The organism is Candidatus Thermoplasmatota archaeon (assembly GCA_035541015.1).
Taxonomy (GTDB): domain Archaea; phylum Thermoplasmatota; class SW-10-69-26; order JACQPN01; family JAIVGT01; genus DATLFM01.
Window position 1 is genome coordinate 18015 of sequence record DATLFM010000010.1, and the last position, 17148, is coordinate 35162.

At 69.7% G+C, this 17148-nt stretch carries 20 protein-coding genes; 11 read left to right on the plus strand and 9 right to left on the minus strand.

The features are described 5' to 3' along the window. The first annotated feature begins 52 nt into the window (after positions 1-52). Positions 53-1486: a hypothetical protein gene (locus tag VM681_00835; GenBank protein ID HVL86541.1), complete on the plus strand. Its 1434-nt coding sequence runs from the start codon at positions 53-55 to the stop codon at positions 1484-1486. 15 nt (positions 1487-1501) lie between these two features. Here the strand turns inward: VM681_00835 and VM681_00840 are convergent, their stop codons facing one another. Next, positions 1502-1678 (minus strand): hypothetical protein, encoded by a 177-nt coding sequence (locus VM681_00840; GenBank protein HVL86542.1) that lies wholly within the window; start codon positions 1676-1678, stop codon positions 1502-1504. A gap of 117 nt (positions 1679-1795) precedes the next feature. Here VM681_00840 and VM681_00845 point away from each other — a divergent pair, with 117 nt between their 5' ends. The 5 genes from VM681_00845 to VM681_00865 all read left to right on the plus strand — a co-directional run bounded on the left by VM681_00845 (position 1796) and on the right by VM681_00865 (position 5391). After that, on the plus strand, positions 1796-2032 hold the full coding sequence (locus VM681_00845; protein HVL86543.1) for a hypothetical protein: 237 nt from the start codon (positions 1796-1798) through the stop codon (positions 2030-2032). A gap of 146 nt (positions 2033-2178) precedes the next feature. Further along, complete coding sequence (locus tag VM681_00850; GenBank protein HVL86544.1) at positions 2179-2430, plus strand: hypothetical protein; 252 nt, start codon at positions 2179-2181, stop codon at positions 2428-2430. Positions 2431-2536: 106 nt separating this feature from the next. Next, on the plus strand, positions 2537-3460 hold the full coding sequence (locus tag VM681_00855; GenBank protein HVL86545.1) for a DMT family transporter: 924 nt from the start codon (positions 2537-2539) through the stop codon (positions 3458-3460). A 44-nt stretch (positions 3461-3504) separates the two neighbouring features. Beyond that, on the plus strand, positions 3505-4806 hold the full coding sequence (locus VM681_00860; GenBank protein ID HVL86546.1) for an MFS transporter: 1302 nt from the start codon (positions 3505-3507) through the stop codon (positions 4804-4806). Positions 4807-4812: 6 nt separating this feature from the next. Beyond that, positions 4813-5391, plus strand: a complete 579-nt coding sequence (locus tag VM681_00865; GenBank protein ID HVL86547.1) for a metal-dependent hydrolase — start codon at positions 4813-4815, stop codon at positions 5389-5391. Between the two features lie 196 nt (positions 5392-5587). Here the strand turns inward: VM681_00865 and VM681_00870 are convergent, their stop codons facing one another. Then, positions 5588-6094, minus strand: coding sequence for a Holliday junction resolvase (locus VM681_00870; GenBank protein ID HVL86548.1), 507 nt, complete (start codon positions 6092-6094; stop codon positions 5588-5590). Positions 6095-6226: 132 nt separating this feature from the next. Here VM681_00870 and VM681_00875 point away from each other — a divergent pair, with 132 nt between their 5' ends. Together VM681_00875 and VM681_00880 are read left to right on the plus strand one after the other, a co-directional pair. Continuing rightward, positions 6227-6760, plus strand: coding sequence for a CBS domain-containing protein (locus VM681_00875; GenBank protein HVL86549.1), 534 nt, complete (start codon positions 6227-6229; stop codon positions 6758-6760). A 55-nt stretch (positions 6761-6815) separates the two neighbouring features. After that, a complete protein-coding gene (locus VM681_00880) occupies positions 6816-7583 on the plus strand; it encodes a CBS domain-containing protein (GenBank protein ID HVL86550.1) in 768 nt (255 codons plus the stop codon). Here VM681_00880 and VM681_00885 read toward each other — a convergent pair. The 6 genes from VM681_00885 to hemA are packed head-to-tail and all read right to left on the minus strand — an operon-like array spanning position 7580 to position 13714. Then, positions 7580-8533, minus strand: a complete 954-nt coding sequence (locus VM681_00885) for a TIGR00269 family protein (GenBank protein HVL86551.1) — start codon at positions 8531-8533, stop codon at positions 7580-7582. The genes VM681_00880 and VM681_00885 overlap by 4 nt on opposite strands. After that, positions 8520-9287, minus strand: coding sequence for a uroporphyrinogen-III synthase (locus VM681_00890; protein HVL86552.1), 768 nt, complete (start codon positions 9285-9287; stop codon positions 8520-8522). The genes VM681_00885 and VM681_00890 overlap by 14 nt, the downstream gene beginning before the upstream one ends. After that, the gene (hemC, locus tag VM681_00895) at positions 9284-10168 is read right to left on the minus strand and encodes a hydroxymethylbilane synthase (protein ID HVL86553.1); all 885 of its coding nucleotides are present in this window, start codon (positions 10166-10168) and stop codon (positions 9284-9286) included. Before hemC ends, VM681_00890 begins: the two co-directional genes overlap by 4 nt. After that, a complete protein-coding gene (gene hemL / locus VM681_00900) occupies positions 10165-11433 on the minus strand; it encodes a glutamate-1-semialdehyde 2,1-aminomutase (GenBank protein ID HVL86554.1) in 1269 nt (422 codons plus the stop codon). Before hemL ends, hemC begins: the two co-directional genes overlap by 4 nt. Then, positions 11430-12398 carry a porphobilinogen synthase gene (gene hemB / locus VM681_00905; GenBank protein ID HVL86555.1) on the minus strand — a complete coding sequence of 323 codons (969 nt, stop codon included), beginning with the start codon at positions 12396-12398 and terminating at the stop codon, positions 11430-11432. Before hemB ends, hemL begins: the two co-directional genes overlap by 4 nt. After that, positions 12395-13714: a glutamyl-tRNA reductase gene (gene hemA, locus VM681_00910; protein ID HVL86556.1), complete on the minus strand. Its 1320-nt coding sequence runs from the start codon at positions 13712-13714 to the stop codon at positions 12395-12397. The genes hemB and hemA overlap by 4 nt, the downstream gene beginning before the upstream one ends. A gap of 91 nt (positions 13715-13805) precedes the next feature. Between hemA and VM681_00915 the strand changes: the two genes are divergently transcribed. The 3 genes from VM681_00915 to hemH are packed head-to-tail and all read left to right on the plus strand — an operon-like array spanning position 13806 to position 16456. Next, positions 13806-14516 carry a chlorite dismutase family protein gene (locus tag VM681_00915; protein ID HVL86557.1) on the plus strand — a complete coding sequence of 237 codons (711 nt, stop codon included), beginning with the start codon at positions 13806-13808 and terminating at the stop codon, positions 14514-14516. 3 nt (positions 14517-14519) lie between these two features. Next, positions 14520-15545 carry a uroporphyrinogen decarboxylase gene (hemE, locus tag VM681_00920; GenBank protein ID HVL86558.1) on the plus strand — a complete coding sequence of 342 codons (1026 nt, stop codon included), beginning with the start codon at positions 14520-14522 and terminating at the stop codon, positions 15543-15545. Beyond that, positions 15542-16456, plus strand: a complete 915-nt coding sequence (gene hemH / locus VM681_00925) for a ferrochelatase (protein HVL86559.1) — start codon at positions 15542-15544, stop codon at positions 16454-16456. Before hemE ends, hemH begins: the two co-directional genes overlap by 4 nt. On the opposite strand, the gene VM681_00930 is transcribed toward hemH, so the two are convergent. Continuing rightward, positions 16443-16895: a hypothetical protein gene (locus tag VM681_00930; GenBank protein HVL86560.1), complete on the minus strand. Its 453-nt coding sequence runs from the start codon at positions 16893-16895 to the stop codon at positions 16443-16445. The two genes, hemH and VM681_00930, sit on opposite strands and share 14 nt — an antisense overlap. Between the last annotated feature and the right edge of the window lie 253 nt (positions 16896-17148).

Consider the following 17148-nt stretch of genomic DNA (forward strand, 5'->3'; position numbering starts at 1 on the left):
ACGCCGTGCTCATCCAATAATTATATAGACTCGCATCCTCGGTTTCCCCCCGTTGTCCCGAAGGTTTCTCCGCGGTCGCCGCGCGAAGGCCGCGGCGCTGCTTTGCGCCTCCGCGGCGGCGCTTGCCGCTCTTTTGGCCCCCGTCGTCGCCCAGTCGGGCGCCACGGAGCTCGATCTCGACAACGCCAACTGCTTTGGCCACCACGCGGCCGACGTGCCCCCGTTCAAGACGACGGTGCACATCGTGCCCGACACGCTCATCCAAGTTCCCGCATCGGGCTCCTTCGTGTACGCCGTGACGATCACAAACGCCTGGAAGCACGAGATGCTCAACACGCGTGTGGGCCTGAACCTCACGCGCATGCCCAACGTGGCCTTCGCCGGCGACGAGGTGCCCTACCAGACGACGGAACAGGGAACCCTCCCCGCCGGCGCCACAAGCGCGCCCTTCGAGTTCCCAGTGGGCATCAACGCCACCGCGATCGTCGTCACGCTCGAAGGCGACCCGGGCCCGCTCTCGCTCAACGACTTCGACCTTCGCGTCGTGGCACCCTCGGGCCGCGCTTTCCTCGGGGCCGCGGACGACTCGACGACGGGCTTGGGCGGCGGCAATCCCGCAAGCGACCGCGTCGAGATCGACACCGCGACGATCCAGACCGAAGCGGGAAGCACGACCGGATCGGTCGCCGCCTGGAACGCCTTTGTGACCTTCGCCGGCGGCACCACGCCGCAGGGCGGCTTCTCGATCACCATCGACGTCGCGTACGACATCACGCGAAACCCCGTCCGCTTCGCGGCCGGACCGGCCAGGCTTGCGCCGGGCGAGAGCGCGACGTTTGAATTCGAGCTTGCGGCCGGCGCCGTCGCGTCCGGGCAGCTTGGCATCCAGGCCATCGGCACGGCGTTCTACAACCACAACGATCCGCAGGCCGTCGATTTCGGGAACTATTCGAAGAGCGCGTCCGTGCCCTTTGCGATCGGAACGGAGACCCTCCACGCGCAGGCCCTCGCCGGCCCCGGCGTCGCGTTCCTCGACCCCGCGCAGCGCGTCATGCGGCAATGGGGCTTCCTGCTCGGATTCACGGGCTTCTTCCTCGTCTTCCCGAGCCTCGTGCTCGGTGGCGCGTTTGGCACCCAAAGCGTGCGCGTCATGAACCGGTTCTCCGGAAGCGCGCGCCAGCGCGTGCTCTGGCACAACGCGCTCTCGTACGTGCTCCTTGGCATCGGCGTCACGCACGCAAGCCTGTTCCTCGTCGAGACGACCTACCAGTGGTCCGTGGGTCTTGTCTGGGGCGGGCTCACGCTTGCCGCCTTCCTCGGGCTTGCCGTGACGGGCGCGCTGCAGACGCGGCTTGTGAAGACCTACGGGTACGCGGCCTGGCGCTTTTCCCACTTCTCGATGGGCTTCCTCGCGCTCTTCTTCGTGATCCTCCACGTGGTCGTGGACGGCGTAGACTTCCAGTGGCTGCGCGACCTCATGCGATAGGCCCGGGCCAACCTGCTAGCCGGAGCGCTTGCCCTTCCCCGCCTTCCACTTCCTCCAGGCGAGGGCCATGCCGTAGGAGCCGACGAGGACGAGGATCGTGACGAGGGCAGCGAGGACGACGATGTCCATGAACGGCGCGTTGGCGACGTCGAGGTTGATTGCCGTCGCCTTGGGCCAAGCGGCTGCTTGCACGACGCCGGATAGCGTCCCCGGGTTGATAGGATTTGGGGGGGAAAACCTCCCTTTCCGCCGATTCGGCGGTGTGCCGTTTCAAAGCTGCTTATGGCCTTGCAAGCAGTCGAGCGTCCGATGACGATGCTCAACCTCGCGTACGGAGTCGACGTGCCCGCGCCGCTTCTCGAAATCATGGAGCACCACGCGCGTCGCCTCGGATTGCCTCTCTCGCAGGTCGAGCTTCTTGGCCAGGACACGGAAACGGTGGAAGGGTTTCTCCTGGCCATCGAGCGCGGCGCGGCCCGCTCCTACGCCTCAAGCCTAGGCCGCCCGTCGGTCGAAACGGAGCGCGGCGGCGCGGCCACCGCCTGAATTTAGGACCCTAAAAGAAAGCGCCCGCTGTTCGGTCGTTCCCCGCTTTTCCCGAACCGCTCACCGTTCCCACAAGGCGCGGCTGTTGGATTTATACAAAACCACAAATAGAATCGCAGGCGTAGGAACGCTCCCGGTCGATCCCCATGGAAACCGCCCCCGAGAACGACACGCTGCCGCTCGTGGCCTCCTGCCGCAACTGCACGAGCTTTGCGCAGGCTGGCTGCAAGCTTGGCGTCGCACTTCCGCCCGAGCGGCTCCTGTGCGAGCGGTACACGATCACGGACGACTTCCGCGACGAGATCGTCGAAGTCATGCTCAAGGACGTCTGGACGCAGGTCCAAAAGAACACGGAGCGCGTCCAAAAGCTCCAGGCCGCGCGGCGCTTGTGGAACTAGAGCCGCTCGGCTACCGCCTCGCGGCTCTCCGCCTCGGGCTCCGCCGAGCTCCGCCCTCGGCGTCGCCGACGAAACCCTAAACCGCGGGACGCGCCCTGCCACCGCGTTGGCCGACGCTCTTCCCTCGGTCCCTGCCGTTCCCGACGCGCGCACGGCCGTCGCGGCGCTTGTCGCCGTCCAGGTCATCTTCGGGACGTTCGCGTTTGTCGGCAAGATCGCGCTCGTCGAGCTCTCGCCCTTCGCGCTTGCCGCGCTTCGCGTCGCCGGCGCCGGCGCCATCCTCGCCGCGCTCGCGTGTCACCGGTCGGGCCTTGCGCTTGCGCGCAAGGACGTCGCCGCGTTCTTCGTGCTGGCCATGCTGGGCATCGCCGTGAACCAGCTCCTGTTCCTGCAGGGGCTTTCGCTCACGACGGCAGTCGACGCGACCGTGCTCGTGTCGACGATCCCGGCCTTCACGCTTGGCGTCGCCATCGCCGGCGGGCGCGAGACGGCTTCGCGCGGCAAGCTCGTGGGCGTGGCGTTGGCCTTCACCGGGGTGCTCGTCCTCGTGGGCGGCGCGGCCGTCGGGCAGGGTTCGCTTCTCGGGAACGTGCTCGTGGCCGCAAACGCGCTCTCCTACAGCTTGTACCTCGTCTTCTCGCGGCCCTACCTCGCACGGTACGATCCGCTCACGGTCGTCGCGTGGACGTTCCTGTTCGGCGCCGTCGTCATGGTGCCCCTTGGCGTCCCGGACCTTGCCGCGACCGACCTTTCGGCGTTGTCGGCCGCGACGTGGGCGGCCGTGGCGTACATCGTGCTGTTCCCCTCGGTCGTGACGTACTACCTGAACAACTGGGCGCTGCGCCGGTTGCCGTCGTCGACGGTCGCAAGCTACGTGTATCTGCAGCCGCTCGTGGCCGCCGCGCTTGCCGTACCCATTCTTGGGGAGCCCGTCACGGCCTTCACGCTGGCCGCGGGCCTTGCGATCGTGGGCGGGATCTGGGTCGCGCAGGGCGCGCGCCTTCCCCGCCGCCTCGCGGCCGTGCGCTGACGCTACCAATGCGCTTTTTAAGGCCATCGGCTTTGCGGTGTTTCGTGGCCGACCTCTCCTATTTCCGCCTCCTGTCCGGGTTCTACGTGGCGACCTTTGCCATCCGGATGAGCTTTGGCATCTCGGTCACGGCCTTTGGCGACTGGGTGCCGGCGCACCACGGCGACTTCGTCTACGGGCTCATCGTCGCCGCAAGCCCGCTCACCGAGATCGCGACCGTCCTCTGGGTGGGCGTCACGATCGACCGCTACGGGCGGCGCAAGTTCCTCCTCGCCGGCCTTGCCGTGGGCGCGCTGGGACTCTATCCCATCGCCTTCACGCAGGACGTGATCGCGCTTGCGATCCTAAACGCGCTGCACGGGTTTGCCGCGGGCCTCATCCTCGTCTCGAGCCTCACGTTGCTTGCGGACTACGCCGCCAAGGATTCGCGCGGCCGGGAGATGGGCGCGTTCGATTTCGTGAACCTGTTTGGCTGGGCGACGGGGATCGTGGCGGGCGTCTTCTTTGCGAAGGCGCTCTTTGCCGACAACCTCGCCTACGCGTTCCTCGTGAGCGGAACGGTGGCCATGCTTGGGTTCGCGTACGCCTACTATACGGTCCACGAACCGCTGCGCGAGCGGTTCACGTCGCCGGCCCTTGGCTGGCAGGAGATCCGGCGAGCCCTTGCGCAGCGGCGCTTGGCCTTCCTCGTGGCGCCGTGGTTTGCCGTGTTCCTCCTCATCTCCTCGAGCGTCGCCTTCCTCACGCGCGCGCTCGGATCGGCCGAGACGGCGCTTGGCGAGACGGCCCACGGTGCAAGCTCCATGCTGGAGGGCATTCCGCCGCTGCTTCTGCTGGGCGGCCTCGTCGCGGCGGGCGTCGCCTTCTTCGCGTTTCTCGTCTTCTTCGGCCGCATGTCCGACCGCTACGGCCGCGTTCCCCTCATGATGCTGGGTTCGGTCGGCTTTGCCGCCGGCACGACGCTTGCGGCCGTGGTCGTCTGGATTACGCCCCACGCGCCGGGGGAGCTTCCCACGCAGGCGCTGCAGACGGTGGCTCCGCTCATCGCCCTCTTCGGTCTTCTCGTCTTCGCGTTCCTTCCTTCCGCGCTTGCCGCCTTGGCCGACATCGCGCACGAGCGCGCGCACGGCACGACGATGAGCGTGTACAGCCTTGTCATCAGCGCGGGTTGGGTCGTGGGGCCGCCCTTGGCGGGCTTCCTCAACGAAGCGTACGGCGTGAACGGCGCGCTTGCCATGTTTGCGCTTGCGGGGCTCACGATGCCCCTGTTCGTTGGCCTCCTCTGGCGCGAGGACCGGCGCCTGGCCAAGCCCGCAGCGCCTGCGGCGTCGGTGACGGCGCGGTGATCCTCGGTGCCGACGGCCGTCGTGCACCTCATCGTTCCCCCGCTTGCGCTCCTGTCGACGGGCGCCTTTCGCCCGCGGCTCGTCCTCGCGATGTGCCTTCTGGGCCTCCTTCCCGATCTCGACTTCTTCGTCGGCGTGCACCGGGCCTCGCTGCACAACGTGTTCCTGCTCCTTCCGTTCCTTGCAGTGGGCCTCCTCTGGTGGCGCGACGCGAATCCGCAGCGTGCCTTCTGGGGCGAGGCGAACCTCCTTGCGTTTGCCTTCCTTGGAAGCCACATCCTCATGGACGTGTTCGTGGGCGGCGTGGTTCCGTTCTGGCCCGTTTCGAACGTGACCTTCCGCTTCGACGTGCGCGTGCTCGTCGACACGGCTACGCTTGAGATCGAGTCCATCTTCCGGCCCGCGACGCAGGAGGGCGCGCCGGTGACCTCGCCCATCTACGAGTGGCTGGACGGCACGGAATTCAGCATCGTCGCGCTGACGGTCGTGGTCGTGGCCGCCGTGCTCCTGCGCGGCCGGCTGGCGCTTCTTCCCGGGATCGTTCGGCGGGCGGTCGGGCGCTTGACGGGCGCGCGTCGCTTATGAACACCCAGCCGTTCGGCTCACCGGGTCAACACAATCTACAAATAATCACCAATTCAACGATGACGTGGAGCAGGGAACGGTTCTCGATAACCGCCGCTCACGGTATCCTCCATGATGCGTTTGTCCCTGCTCCTCCCATAGGGCCTTCGTTTTCGTTGGGCCGATTTTTTATTCTCAGTGGATTATGAAAATGAGCCTAGCACAAGTACGCCAAGAAGAGGTTCAACGGCATCCCTTCCCTCCACCGCATGACATAGTTCCCCCGTTCGGTGACCGCAAGCTTGGGTAGGTGCTCGTAGAGGATCTTCGCCCGGCCCTGGAAACCCGCGGCGGGGATCGCGTACACGCGCCAGGCGTCCTGGCCCCGCTGGTTCTTGCGACGGAACGCGTATAGCGCAATGACGCCCGCGCGCGCGCACTCGCGCGACATGGCCTGCGCCTGGAGCTTCATCTGGGCCGTGTTGGAGAGGTGAATGGCCTCCTCCTTGCCGCTTTTCACCTCGATGGGGAACGCGACGTCGTCGCGAAGCGCCACGAGATCGCAACCCAGGCTGCCGGCCGCGCGAACGACGAGGAACGGACGAGCGGCCACTTTTTCGTAGTTTTTGGCCGCCTCGGCCGGCAGGACGCGTGCGATCTCCGACAGGACGGGCGGCTCGGCCGAAAGGATGCCCTTGAGCTCCCGTTCGTACGCGATGGCCATGAAGGCGCCGAACGTTCGACGGACCCGTCAAGCTTGCGAAACGAAACCGACACCACTCGAGCAACGACTACGTCTGCATGCCGGAAAACGTTCAAGCCCCTGCACAGCCTACGAGCATGCAGAGGGATTCGGATGGACGACCTCCTTGCCCGGGACGTCATGTCCCCACGGCCGATCGCGATCCCGCCCACGACGTCCGTCCGCCAAGCCGCGCAGCGCATGCGCGAGGCCGGCGCCGGAAGCCTGCTTGCCGTCGAGAACGGCAAGCCCGTTGGAATCCTGACGGAGCGCGACCTCGTTACGAAGGTGCTGGCCGCAGGCGCCGATCCGGAATCCACGCCCATCCGCAGCGTCATGTCCACGCCGCTTCTCACGATCCCGCCGACGACGCCTGTCGTCGAGGCCGCGCGCATCATGGCCCGCCGCGGCGTCCGCCGCCTGCCCGTGAGCGACGCCGGACGGCTCGTGGGCCTTCTCACCGAGCGCGACATCCTCGCCGTCTCTCCCATGCTCGCCGAGATCACCCGAGCGACCGTGTCGCCCGAGGAGTCCGAGGTGCTCTCCCTGACGCATTGCGACGTGTGCCGCGGGCTCACCGACGGCACCCGGCGCATCGACGGGCAAGTGGTCTGCGACGGTTGCTGGCCCGAGCTTCGCGCGCGCTGACGACGCGCCGACGCCCGGGGTCCCGGAGGTGGTTCCTACGAAGGTCCGCGAACTCATGACGACCCAGCTTGTGACGGTGGACAAGAACGACAAGCTCGAGCGCGCGCTCGACCTCATGCGCAAGCACGGCGTCTCGAAGCTCCCCGTCACCGAGCACCGCCATCTCGTGGGCGTGCTCAGCGACGGCGACATCGTCGACGAGCTTGGAGCCCTGCGCAACGCGCGCATGAGCCCGACGGGCCTCCACGTGAGCGGCGCCATGCAGCGCAACTACGCCACGGCCGATCCCGACGACGACGTGCGCGCGGTCGTCGAGCTGTGCAAGAAGGAGGGCGTCGGCATCGTGCCGGTCACGCGCAACGGAGACTTCGTCGGCGTCGTCACGAAGGCCGACCTCCTGCGCCTTGTCACCTCGAACCGGCCGGTCGGCGACTACATGCCCCGCCGGCTGCACGCCGTCTCGCCCGACGACCGGGTCATCCACGCGCGCCGCCTCATGCTCGACCACGGCATCGAGCGGCTGCCCGTGCTCGACGGCGGCCGCGTGCGCGGCATCGTTTCGGAGCTGGACCTCGCCTTTGCGCTCGACGACCTGAAAAAGCGCCACGGCGGCAACCACGAGGCGCACCAGCTTCGCAACCTGCACGTGCGCGACGTGATGCGACAGACGGTGGTCGTGGGCACCGAGCGAATGCCCTCGCACCAGGCCGCCGCCGTCATGCGCGAGCGCGACGTGGGCGGGCTGCCCATCGTGGAGGACGAGGACCGCATCGTCGGCATGATCACGCGGACGGATCTGCTAAGGCAGATCGACAGCGGCTAGGCGCCCCGCGATCCGGGGAGTCCAGCCACCACCGCGCACGCCCTGCACACGTCCCCGCTTGTGGGCTCTCCGCACTGCCGACAGGCGACAAGCGGCCTTCCGTCGGGCGGAAGGCGCGGCGCGACGGCGTCGTGAAAGGCGAGCAGGCGGTGGCGCGCGCCAGGCTCGGCGTCTTCCATGCGCAGCACGAGGTCGCGCCAGAAGCGCCGGTCCGCGGTGCCGCTGTGGGGGCACTCGCCAAGGTGCGCCGCGAGGCCCCGCAGGTGCGCGTACAGGGCCACTTCCCGCTCGGGGATCGTGCGCAGGGGATACAGACGGGGGACGAGGCCTTCTCGCTCCTTGCCCACGTGCGGGCCAAGGCGCCCGAGCCGCGCGACGTCCGCTCGCGCGACGTTCATGAGGATCGTCTGCGCGAGATCGTCGAGGTTGTGCCCGGTCGCCACGTGCGTCGCTTCGACCTCGCGCGCCGCGTCGTTGAGCGCGCGACGGCGAAGGACGCCGCAGGCTGCGCACGGGGAGGCGCCGGCGTCGCGCGCGACGATCGCATCGGTCGTGGTCCCGAACCGGTCGGCGTGGCGGACGATGCGATGCTCGACGCCAAGCGCGCGGCACAGGCGCGCGGCGGCTTCGAGGCCCGCGGCGCGGTACCCCTCGACGCCCTCGTCGACGGAGATGGCGACAAGGCTTGCGTCGCGGCGGGGCGACAGGACGTCGTGGAGGATGGCAAGCGCCGCCAGGCTGTCCTTGCCGCCCGAGACGGCCGCGGCCACGCGCACGTCGCGGGCGCCGTCGAGCTGGCGACGAAGCTCGGCGCGGGCGCGCCGTTCCACGGTTTCGCGGAAATGCCCGCCGCACAGGCGCCGGCCGGAGTAGGGGACCCAAAGCACCGAGGGGTTGCCGCAGGCGTCGCAAGGCGAAGCGCGCGAGGGCGCGGCCTCAGAGGCGCGCAAGGGCCCTCCGCACGGCCGCAAGGAGCTCGTCGAAGCTCGCCTCCTCGGGAACCGCGTGTACCTCGAAGCCCGCTTCCTCCACGACCCGACGCGTGGGCTCGCCGATGGCGCCCACGACGCCGCGCGAGAGCGCAAGCGCGACGTCCTCGCCCACGTTGGCCTTGCGCGCGATCTCGAGGAAGTTCCGGAACGTGAGGGTGCTCGTGAAGGTGAACGCGTCGGCACCTTGGCTGGCCACGGCCTGCACGAGCCGCGTTGCGGGCGCAAGGTCGCGCGGCATGCCGATGTGGTAGACGGGGATGTCCACGACGGACGCGCCGGCGGCCTCCAGACCGTCGGCAAGCGCGGGCGCCCCGTGGTCGCTTCGAAGGAGCGCGACGCGCTTGCCGCCGACGCGGGCCTTCAGGTGCTCCACAAGACCCTCCGAAGAGTGGACGCGCGGGACTTCGGCGGCAAGCCCTTGGTCCTTCAGCGCTTGGGCGGTGCGGGGCCCCACGGCGGACACCGGCGCGGCAAGCGACCGCAGGAAGCGGCCGTCCGCCTCGTGCAGCATGCGCACGCCGTTTGCGCTCGTGAGCACGACGAGATCGAAGCGCCCCTTCTCGCTCTCCTTGCGGAACCGCGCGATGGCCTCTCGCGCGCGCGGGCGGATCTCGACGGTGGGCGCGCCGATGGCGCGCCAGCCCATCCGCTCGACCGCCTCAAGCGCGGCGTCGAAGGACTCGCGGGGCCGGGTGACGACGACGACGGTCACGCGAGCCCCGCTCCCAGGCGGAGGAGCTCCTCTCCCAGCACCTTGGCGCCGGCCGCGGGCCGCTCGGCGGGCACCATGCGCCGGACCGTGGCTTCCTTGCTCCCGTCGGGCGCCAAGAGCTGCGCTACGACCTCGATCTGGGTGCCCGCGCGGCGCGCGAAGACGCCAAGGGGCGCCGCGCAGCCTCCGCCGACGGCGGCGAGCACGGCGCGCTCGGCCTCGATCTCGGCGCGCGTCTTCTTGTGGTCCGCGCGCGCGATCACCTTGGCCGCCTCGGACCCCTTGCGCGCCACGATCGCCACGGCGCCCTGGCCCGGCGCGTGCGGGAAGTCGACGGGGTTCATCTCGAAGAAGCCGGAACGCAGGCCCAGCCGGACGACGGCGGCCTTGGCCACAAGCGCCGCTCCCACCTCCCCTTTGCGCTGCTTCTCGATGCGCGTGGGCACGTTTCCGCGAAGCTCCGCGAGCGCAAGGTCGGGCCGCGACCGGAGCACCTGCGCGCGTCGGCGCGGGCTCGACGTGCCGACGACCGTGCCGGGGGCGAGCTTGGAAAGGGCGGCGGGCGCGAACAGGACGTCGCCCGGGAAGTGGCGTTCGAGGACGGCGGCGAGCACGAGGTCCGGGTGCATCTCGTTGGGCAGGTCCTTGAGGCTGTGCACGGCGGCGTCGGCGCCTCCGGCGAGCACGACCTCGTCGACCTCCTTCGTGAAGACGCCGCGCACGGGAGCCGCGGCAAGCGCGCCCCGATAGTCGTCGCCGGTCGTCTTCACGGTGTGGAACGCGATCGAAAGCCCGGGCGTCGAGCGCGCAAGCGCGACCATGGCCTCGCGGGCCTGCAGCCGCGCAAGCTCGCTTCCGCGGCTCGCAAGCGTGAGGTTCAAGGCGCCACCGACCGCAGCGCGGCGTCCATGGCCTCGATCGTCGTGCGGACCTCCTCGGGCCCGTGCGCGTTGGAGGAGAAGCACGTCTCGAACTGGCTTGCGGGCAGGTAGACCCCCGCCTCGAGGAGTTCGCGGAACCACGCGAGGTACCGCTTGGCGTCGCTTCGCTTGGCGTCGGCGTAGGACCGCACGGGGCCGGGTCCGAAGAAGAGCGCAAAGAGCGAGGCCGTGCCGGCGACCGCGTACGGGAGCCGCTCATCCTCGACGAGATCGGCAAGGCCGGCGCGAATCTCCTGCGCCGCGCGGTTCGCGCGCGAAACGCCCTCGCGAGAGAGGGTGTCAAGCGCGGCGGCGCCCGCGGCCAGGGACAACGGATTTCCCGAGAACGTGCCCGCCTGGTAGACCGGCCCGGACGGCGCGACGCGGTCGAGCAGATCCGCGCGCCCGCCAAAGAGAGCAAGCGGAAGCCCGCCGCCAAGCGCCTTGCCAAGCGTCGTGAGATCGGGCCGCACGCCATAGGCTTCCTGCGCGCCGCCGAGCGCGAGGCGAAAGCCGGTCACGATCTCGTCGAAGACGAGGAGGGCGCCGTGCTCGCGCGTGATGCGCCGCACGCCTTCGAGGTAGCCCGGCTGGGGAAGGATGGGGCCGACGTTGGCCAGCACGGGCTCCAGGAGGACGGCCGCGACGTCGCCGCCGTGCCGACGGAACGTCTCCTCCATGGCGGGAAGGTCGTTGAACGGGAGCGTGAGCGTAAGACGGGCAACCTCCTCGGGAACGCCGGCGCTTCCGGGGATGCCAAAGGTGGCCAGGCCCGATCCAGCCTTGGCGAGCACGGCGTCGTGCGCGCCATGGAAGCCACCGTCGATCTTGACGACAAGCTTGCGCCCCGTCGCGCCCCGCGCCAGGCGGATCGCGTGCGCGGTCGCCTCGGAGCCCGTCGAGACGAAACGCATCTTCTCGATGCTCGGGTAGAGCGCGCGGACGCGGCGGGCAAGCTCGATCTCCTCCTCGACGGGCGCGCCAAAGAGCGTGCCGCGGGCGGCGCGCTCGGCCACGGCGGCCGTCACGGCCGGATGCGCGTGGCCAAGGAGGAGGGGGCCAAACCCGAGCACGTAGTCCACGTACTCCTTGCCCTCCACGTCCGTGACGCGCGGGCCGGAGCCCGAGCGCAAGAAGCGGGGATACGGCGCGTAGCTTCGCACCGGCGACGAGACGCCTCCGGGCAGGAGGCGCAAGCTCTCCTCGAACCGCTCCTTCGAGCTCATCGGGTCTCCCCGAGGGCCAAAGCGACCTCGATCGCATCGTAGGCGATGACGAGGTCGGCGCCGGCGCGCTTGATGCTCGTGAGCGCTTCCCGGGCCACGGCCGGGCCGTCGAGCCATCCGTTTTGCGCGGCCGCGCGGAAGGCGGCGTACTCCCCCGAGACGGCGTAGGCCGCGATGGGCACGTCGAGCGCTTGCCGCGCGGCGTGCACGACGTCGAGGTAGGCGAGCGCGGGCTTCACCATGACCGCGTCGGCCCCTTCGTCCACGTCGGCTCGCATCTGGGCGAGCGCCTCGCGGCGGTTGGCCGGAGGAAGCTGGTGGGATCGCCGGTCGCCGTGCGAAGGCGCGCTTGCGGCCGCCTCGCGGAACGGACCGTAGAAGGCGGAGGCGAACTTGGCGCCGTAGCTTAGGATGGCCACGTCGGCAAAGCCCGCGGCGTCGAGCGCGGAGCGGATGGCGCGCACCTGCCCGTCCATGCGGCCGGAGGGCGCGACGACGTCCGCGCCCGCGCGGGCCTGCGCGACGGCGATCTCGCCGTACCGCTGGAGCGTTTGGGGAAGGTCGATTCCCCCGTCGGTCGAGAGGACGCCGCAGTGGCCGTGGTCGGTGTAGGCGCACAGGCAAAGGTCCGAGAAGACGGCAAGCGGCGTGTCGTCCTTGATGGCCGTGATCGCGTCCTGCGCGACGCCGTTTCGGGCGTCGGCGACAAGGCCAAGGGGGTCCTTGCGGGACGGAACGCCAAAGAGGAGCACGGCGCGGACGCCTGCGTCGTACGCCTCGCGCGCCGCGCGCACGGCGTGCTTGACGGGAAGGCGGGAGACGCCGGGCATGGAGGCGACGGGCTGGGGCTCGCTTGTGCCTTCCTGCACGAAAATCGGCAGAACGAGGTCCGCCGGGGCAAGCCGGGTCTCGGCGAAGGCTTCGCGCAGCGCGGGCGTTCGGCGGAGGCGCCGAAGCGGCCTCACGGGGACTCCTCCCGCGCAATTCCGAGAACTTTGGCGGCCGACTCGATGCCGGCGGAGTCGTTCTCGCGCGCCATGCGCTTCAGGACGAGCGTCGGCTCCGAGAGGACCTTGTTCAGGATCGAGTTCGCAAGGTCGGCGAGCACCCGCCGGCCCTCGTCGTCGAGCGCAAGCTTGGCGGCGGCGCGATCAAGCTCGCCGTCGCGGATGCGCTTGACGCGGCCGTAGAGCGCGGCGAGGATCGCCTCGGCGCGGTCCTCGGCCAGACGCGCGGAGAGAAGCGCGAGCTCCTCGGCGACGATCTCCTCGGCCCGCTGCACGTGGCCGCGACGCCGATCGAGGTTCTCCGCCGCGATCGCGCGCAGGCCGTCGAGGTCCACGAGACGCACGCCCTCGACGGTCGCGACGTCCGGGGCAAGCGCGCGGGGGTTGGAGAGGTCGAGGAAGAGCACGGGGCGCGGCGAGGCGCCAAGCGTGCTGCGCACGCGCCGCGCGTCGAGGAGGACGTCGCCTGCGGTGGTGGCGGCGAAGACGACGTCGGCCTCCGCCAGACGCTGCGAGAGCTCGGCGTAGGCGAGCGGGAGGCCCCCCGCGCGGGCGGCGAGCGCGGAGGCGCGCGCGGCCGTCTTGCTCACGACGAGCAGGCGCGCGGGCTTCTCTTCGGCAAGCGCGGCGGCGACGAGCTCGGCCGTCTCGCCGGTTCCAAGGAGAAGGACCGTCTTGTCCGCAAGCGGCCCCTCGGAAAGGGCGAGCTTCACGGCCGCGCGGCCAAGGCTCACGGAGCCGCGGTTGAGCTCGGTCTCCGCGCGCACCTTCTTGCCCACCTGGATCGCCTTGCCGAACAGGCGGCCCAAGTGGCGCCCCGTGCAGCCGGCGCCGGCCGCGGCTTCCCAGGACTGGCGTACCTGGCCCAAGATCTGGTCCTCGCCCACCAGCATGCTCTCGATGCCGCTTGCCACGCGCAGGAGGTGCTCGCAGGTCGCAAGCCCGTGCTTGCTGCGCAGGAGCGGGGGCGCCACGAAGCCCGACAGCCACTTGGTGGCCGCCCGCTCGAGGCTCTCCGGCTGGCGGGTGACAAAGTAGAACTCGACCCGGTTGCAGGTCTTCACGACCGCGACCTCCTCGCAGCCGGGCAGCGCACGGGCCTGCGCGAGAAGTTCGGCGACGTTCACGCGGGAGAGGGGCTCCATGTCCTCCAAGCGCGCCCATTGGTGGGTGATGTGAATGGAGAAGAACGGCGCCTCGGAAGCGGGGTCCGCCGGATCGGCCGCGCGAGCTTGGCTCTGGGCGGCCCTCTCGGCCTGCGAGGCGGGGAGCATGTTGAAATGGGGGAGCCAGGGTGGTCGGCTTAAGGGTTTCTGCCCCCCGCAATGGTTATCAGAGGGTTCGACCCTCGCCGCAGCGGTTCCCATGGCCGACCGCGCCGCGAGCCCGCCACCCCAGTATGTAAAGTTCACGTTTTTCCGGATCGACCCCGCCTGGCGCCGGATCGAGCCCCTCCGGAAGTCGGAGGACAAGGAGGAGTTCGCCGCCGTCGTCGCCAAATTCGAGGACAGCCTCATCCTTCGCACCTACTCGACGGTGGGCACCCGGGGCGACTGCGACTTCTTCCTGTGGACCGTGGGGTCGAACCTGGACGAGATCCAGGCCTTCCACGCGGCCCTCAACCAGACGCGACTTGCCGGCTACCTCTCCACCCCGCACAGCTTCCTCTCGGTCACGCGCCGCAGCCAATACGTGAAGGCGCACCAGCGCGAGGACCCGGCCGGCCACGGCGGCATGCGCACCATCGTCCCGGGCAACGGCAAGTACCTCTTCGTGTACCCGTTCTGGAAGACGGCCGAATGGTACCAGCTTCCCATGGAGAAGCGCCAGGAGATGATGAACGAGCACTTCCGCATCGGCCACCGCTTCCCCGACCTCACCATCCACACGACCTACGCCTTTGGCCTCGACGACCCCGAATTCGTCCTCGGCTTCGAAGGCGACAATCCGGACTCCTTCGTCGAGTGCGTCGTGCAGCTTCGCGAGGCCAAGCAACGTCCCTACACGCTGCGGGACACGCCCATCTTCACGGGCGCCCGCGAAACGATCCAAAGCGCCCTTGCCAAGCTCGGGTGAACCATGAACGACCGGCTCCTGCGCGCGCTCTCCCGCAAGCCCGTCGACGCCACGCCCGTGTGGTTCATGCGGCAAGCCGGGCGCTACCTTCCCGAGTACCGCGAGCTTCGCGCCAAGCACGACCTCTTCGCCATGATGCGCACGCCCGAGCTCTCCGCCGAGGCGACGCTCCTGCCCGTGCGCCGGTACGACTTCGACGCCGCCGTGATGTTCTCCGACATCTCGCTTCCCCTCATGACGGCGGGCCTCTCCGTCACGATCGAGCCCAACCAGGGCCCCATCCTCGCCAACCCGGTCCGCACGCCCGAGGACGTCTCGCGCCTCCAACCCGTGCACCTCCAGCGCGACCTCGGCTTCGTCTTCGACACGATCCGCATCCTCCGCAAGGAGCTCGATGTCCCCCTCGTCGGCTTCGCCGGCGCGCCCTTCACGCTTGCGACCTACGCGATCGAGGGCAAAGGCGGGCGCGACATGGCCACCACGCGCGCGTTTGCCGTGAAGCATCCGCATGCGTTTGCGGACCTTCTCGCGTACTTCTCCGACGTCGTCGCCCGGTTCCTCGTCGAGCAGCACCGCGCCGGCGCGCAGGCCGTGCAGCTCTTCGACAGCTGGGCGGGCGTGCTCAACGAGCGCACCTACCGCGAGCACGTGCTGCCGCACACGGCCCCGATTTTTATGACCCTAAAGGAGGAAGCCTGCCCAACGATCCACTTTGGCACCGGCAACCCCGCGCTGCACCGCGCGATGCGCGAGGCCGGCGGCGACTGCGTCTCCGTCGACTGGCGCACGGGGCTCGACGAGGCCTGGAGCGCGATCGGGCACGACCGCGCGATCCAAGGGAACCTCGACCCCGCCGACCTCATGGGGCCCGCCGAGACCGCCGTTTCCGCGGCCGAGAACGTTCTGCGCCGCGCCGGCGGCCGCCCCGGCCACGTCTTCAACCTCGGCCACGGCATCTTCCCGGCCACGCCCGTGGACAACGTGGAGGCCGTGATCGAGACCGTCCACCGCTGGAAGGTGGGCGCATGACGCGCCTTGGCGTGCTCCTCACCTCGTACGGCAGCGCCTCGGGCCTCGGCGACGTCCCCCGCTACCTCGAGCACATCCTCGGGAAGCCCCCCACGACCGCGCAGGTCGAGGGTCTGCGCGCGCGATACGCGGCCCTTGGCGGCACGACGCCCCTCCACGAGACGACGCGCCGGCAGGCCGAGCTCCTGCGCGCGGAGCTCGCCTCGCGCGGCGACTTCCGGGTGGCCGTGGGCATGAAGCACTCCGAGCCGTTCATCTCCGACGCTGCGCGCGAATTGTGCGAGGCCGGCGTCGAGCGGGGCGTCGTCGTGCCGCTGGCTCCGCAGGATTCGCGCATGAGCGTGGGCGGCTACCACAAGTCCGCCCGCGAGGCGCTTGCGTCGTTGCCCGGCGCGCCGCCGTTTTCCTACGTGAGCGGATTTGCCACGCACCCGCTTCTCGTCCAAGCGTGGGCCGACCGCGTCGAGACCGCGTGGGTGAGCCTGCCCGGGCCCGCGCGCGAGACGGCGACGGTCCTCTTCACGGCGCACAGCCTCCCGCAGCGCGTGCTCGAGTGGAACGATCCGTACCCCGGCGAGGTCCGGCGCACGTGCGAGGCGATCGCGCAGGCGGCCGGCCTCCCGCGCTGGAGGCAGGCTTACCAGTCGGCCGTCCCGGGTTCGCCGTGGCTGGGCCCGGACGTCCTGGACGAGCTCTCGCGATTGGCCGAAGAAGGCGCGCGAACGGTCGTCGTGGCGCCCATCGGATTCGTGTCCGACCACCTCGAGACGCTCTACGATCTCGACATCGAGGCCAAGGCCCGCGCCGAGAAGCTGGGGCTGCGATTCCTGCGTTGCCGCGCGCTCAACGACGACCCGCGATTCGTCCGCTTGCTGGCCGACGTCGCGATGCAGGGCCTCACGGGACCGTGAAGGTCTCGCGGTCCTCGATGCGCGGCGCGCCGCCGGCCACGTTGAGCCGCGCGATCGCCGTGTACGTCCCGCTCGGGACCCGCTCGCCGTCGAGCGTGCCGTCCCACGGAACGTTCTCCTCGACCGACTGGCGCGGCTCGAACCGGCGCTCGTTGATGACGCACGGCCCGAAGAGGGCGCGGTCGATCGGGCGCTCCTCCCCTCGCACGACGACGAAGATCCGTATGGACTCGGCCGGGCAGCCGGGATGATCGTAGACGAAGGCGGACGTTCCGCCGTTTTCCGCCCGGGCCTGGAAAAGAAATTGCTCGGGATACGATTCCATGATGGCGACGTCGAGCTCGACGCGCATGCCGCCACCCGTGCGATCCAAGGGGTTGCTTCCGCCAAGGCAGCCGGAGAGCAGGCCCACGGCCGCAAGGAGCGCAAGGAAGCGCATGCCCGGGCATGGCACACGGGGCGCTTCAATCAACCGGAGGGCGGAGACTCGAAGGTTCGGGCAGCGCCCGCTTCGAGGCCTTGACGGACGGGCCGACAAACAACCTTAAGCAACGAGCCGGATTGCGCGCCGTGGACGATCACCGGCCGCTCCGGGATTCCTTCGCCCGCCCCGTCGCCGACCTTCGCGTCTCGCTCACCGACCGGTGCAACTTCCGGTGCGTCTTCTGCCACAACGAAGGGCAGGGGCTCGT

Excerpts from the sequence above, each read along its gene's own strand:
- VM681_00875 (HVL86549.1), top strand. The coding sequence starts at position 6,227 with ATGGACGACCTCCTTGCCCGGGACGTCATGTCCCCACGGCCGATCGCG.
- VM681_00845 (HVL86543.1), top strand. The coding sequence starts at position 1,796 with ATGACGATGCTCAACCTCGCGTACGGAGTCGACGTGCCCGCGCCGCTT.
- hemH (HVL86559.1), top strand. The coding sequence starts at position 15,542 with ATGACGCGCCTTGGCGTGCTCCTCACCTCGTACGGCAGCGCCTCGGGC.
- VM681_00915 (HVL86557.1), top strand. The coding sequence starts at position 13,806 with ATGGCCGACCGCGCCGCGAGCCCGCCACCCCAGTATGTAAAGTTCACG.
- hemL (HVL86554.1), bottom strand. The coding sequence starts at position 11,433 with ATGAGCTCGAAGGAGCGGTTCGAGGAGAGCTTGCGCCTCCTGCCCGGA.
- VM681_00930 (HVL86560.1), bottom strand. The coding sequence starts at position 16,895 with ATGCGCTTCCTTGCGCTCCTTGCGGCCGTGGGCCTGCTCTCCGGCTGC.
- VM681_00850 (HVL86544.1), top strand. The coding sequence starts at position 2,179 with ATGGAAACCGCCCCCGAGAACGACACGCTGCCGCTCGTGGCCTCCTGC.
- hemE (HVL86558.1), top strand. The coding sequence starts at position 14,520 with ATGAACGACCGGCTCCTGCGCGCGCTCTCCCGCAAGCCCGTCGACGCC.
- VM681_00870 (HVL86548.1), bottom strand. The coding sequence starts at position 6,094 with ATGGCCATCGCGTACGAACGGGAGCTCAAGGGCATCCTTTCGGCCGAG.
- hemA (HVL86556.1), bottom strand. The coding sequence starts at position 13,714 with ATGCTCCCCGCCTCGCAGGCCGAGAGGGCCGCCCAGAGCCAAGCTCGC.
- VM681_00880 (HVL86550.1), top strand. The coding sequence starts at position 6,816 with ATGACGACCCAGCTTGTGACGGTGGACAAGAACGACAAGCTCGAGCGC.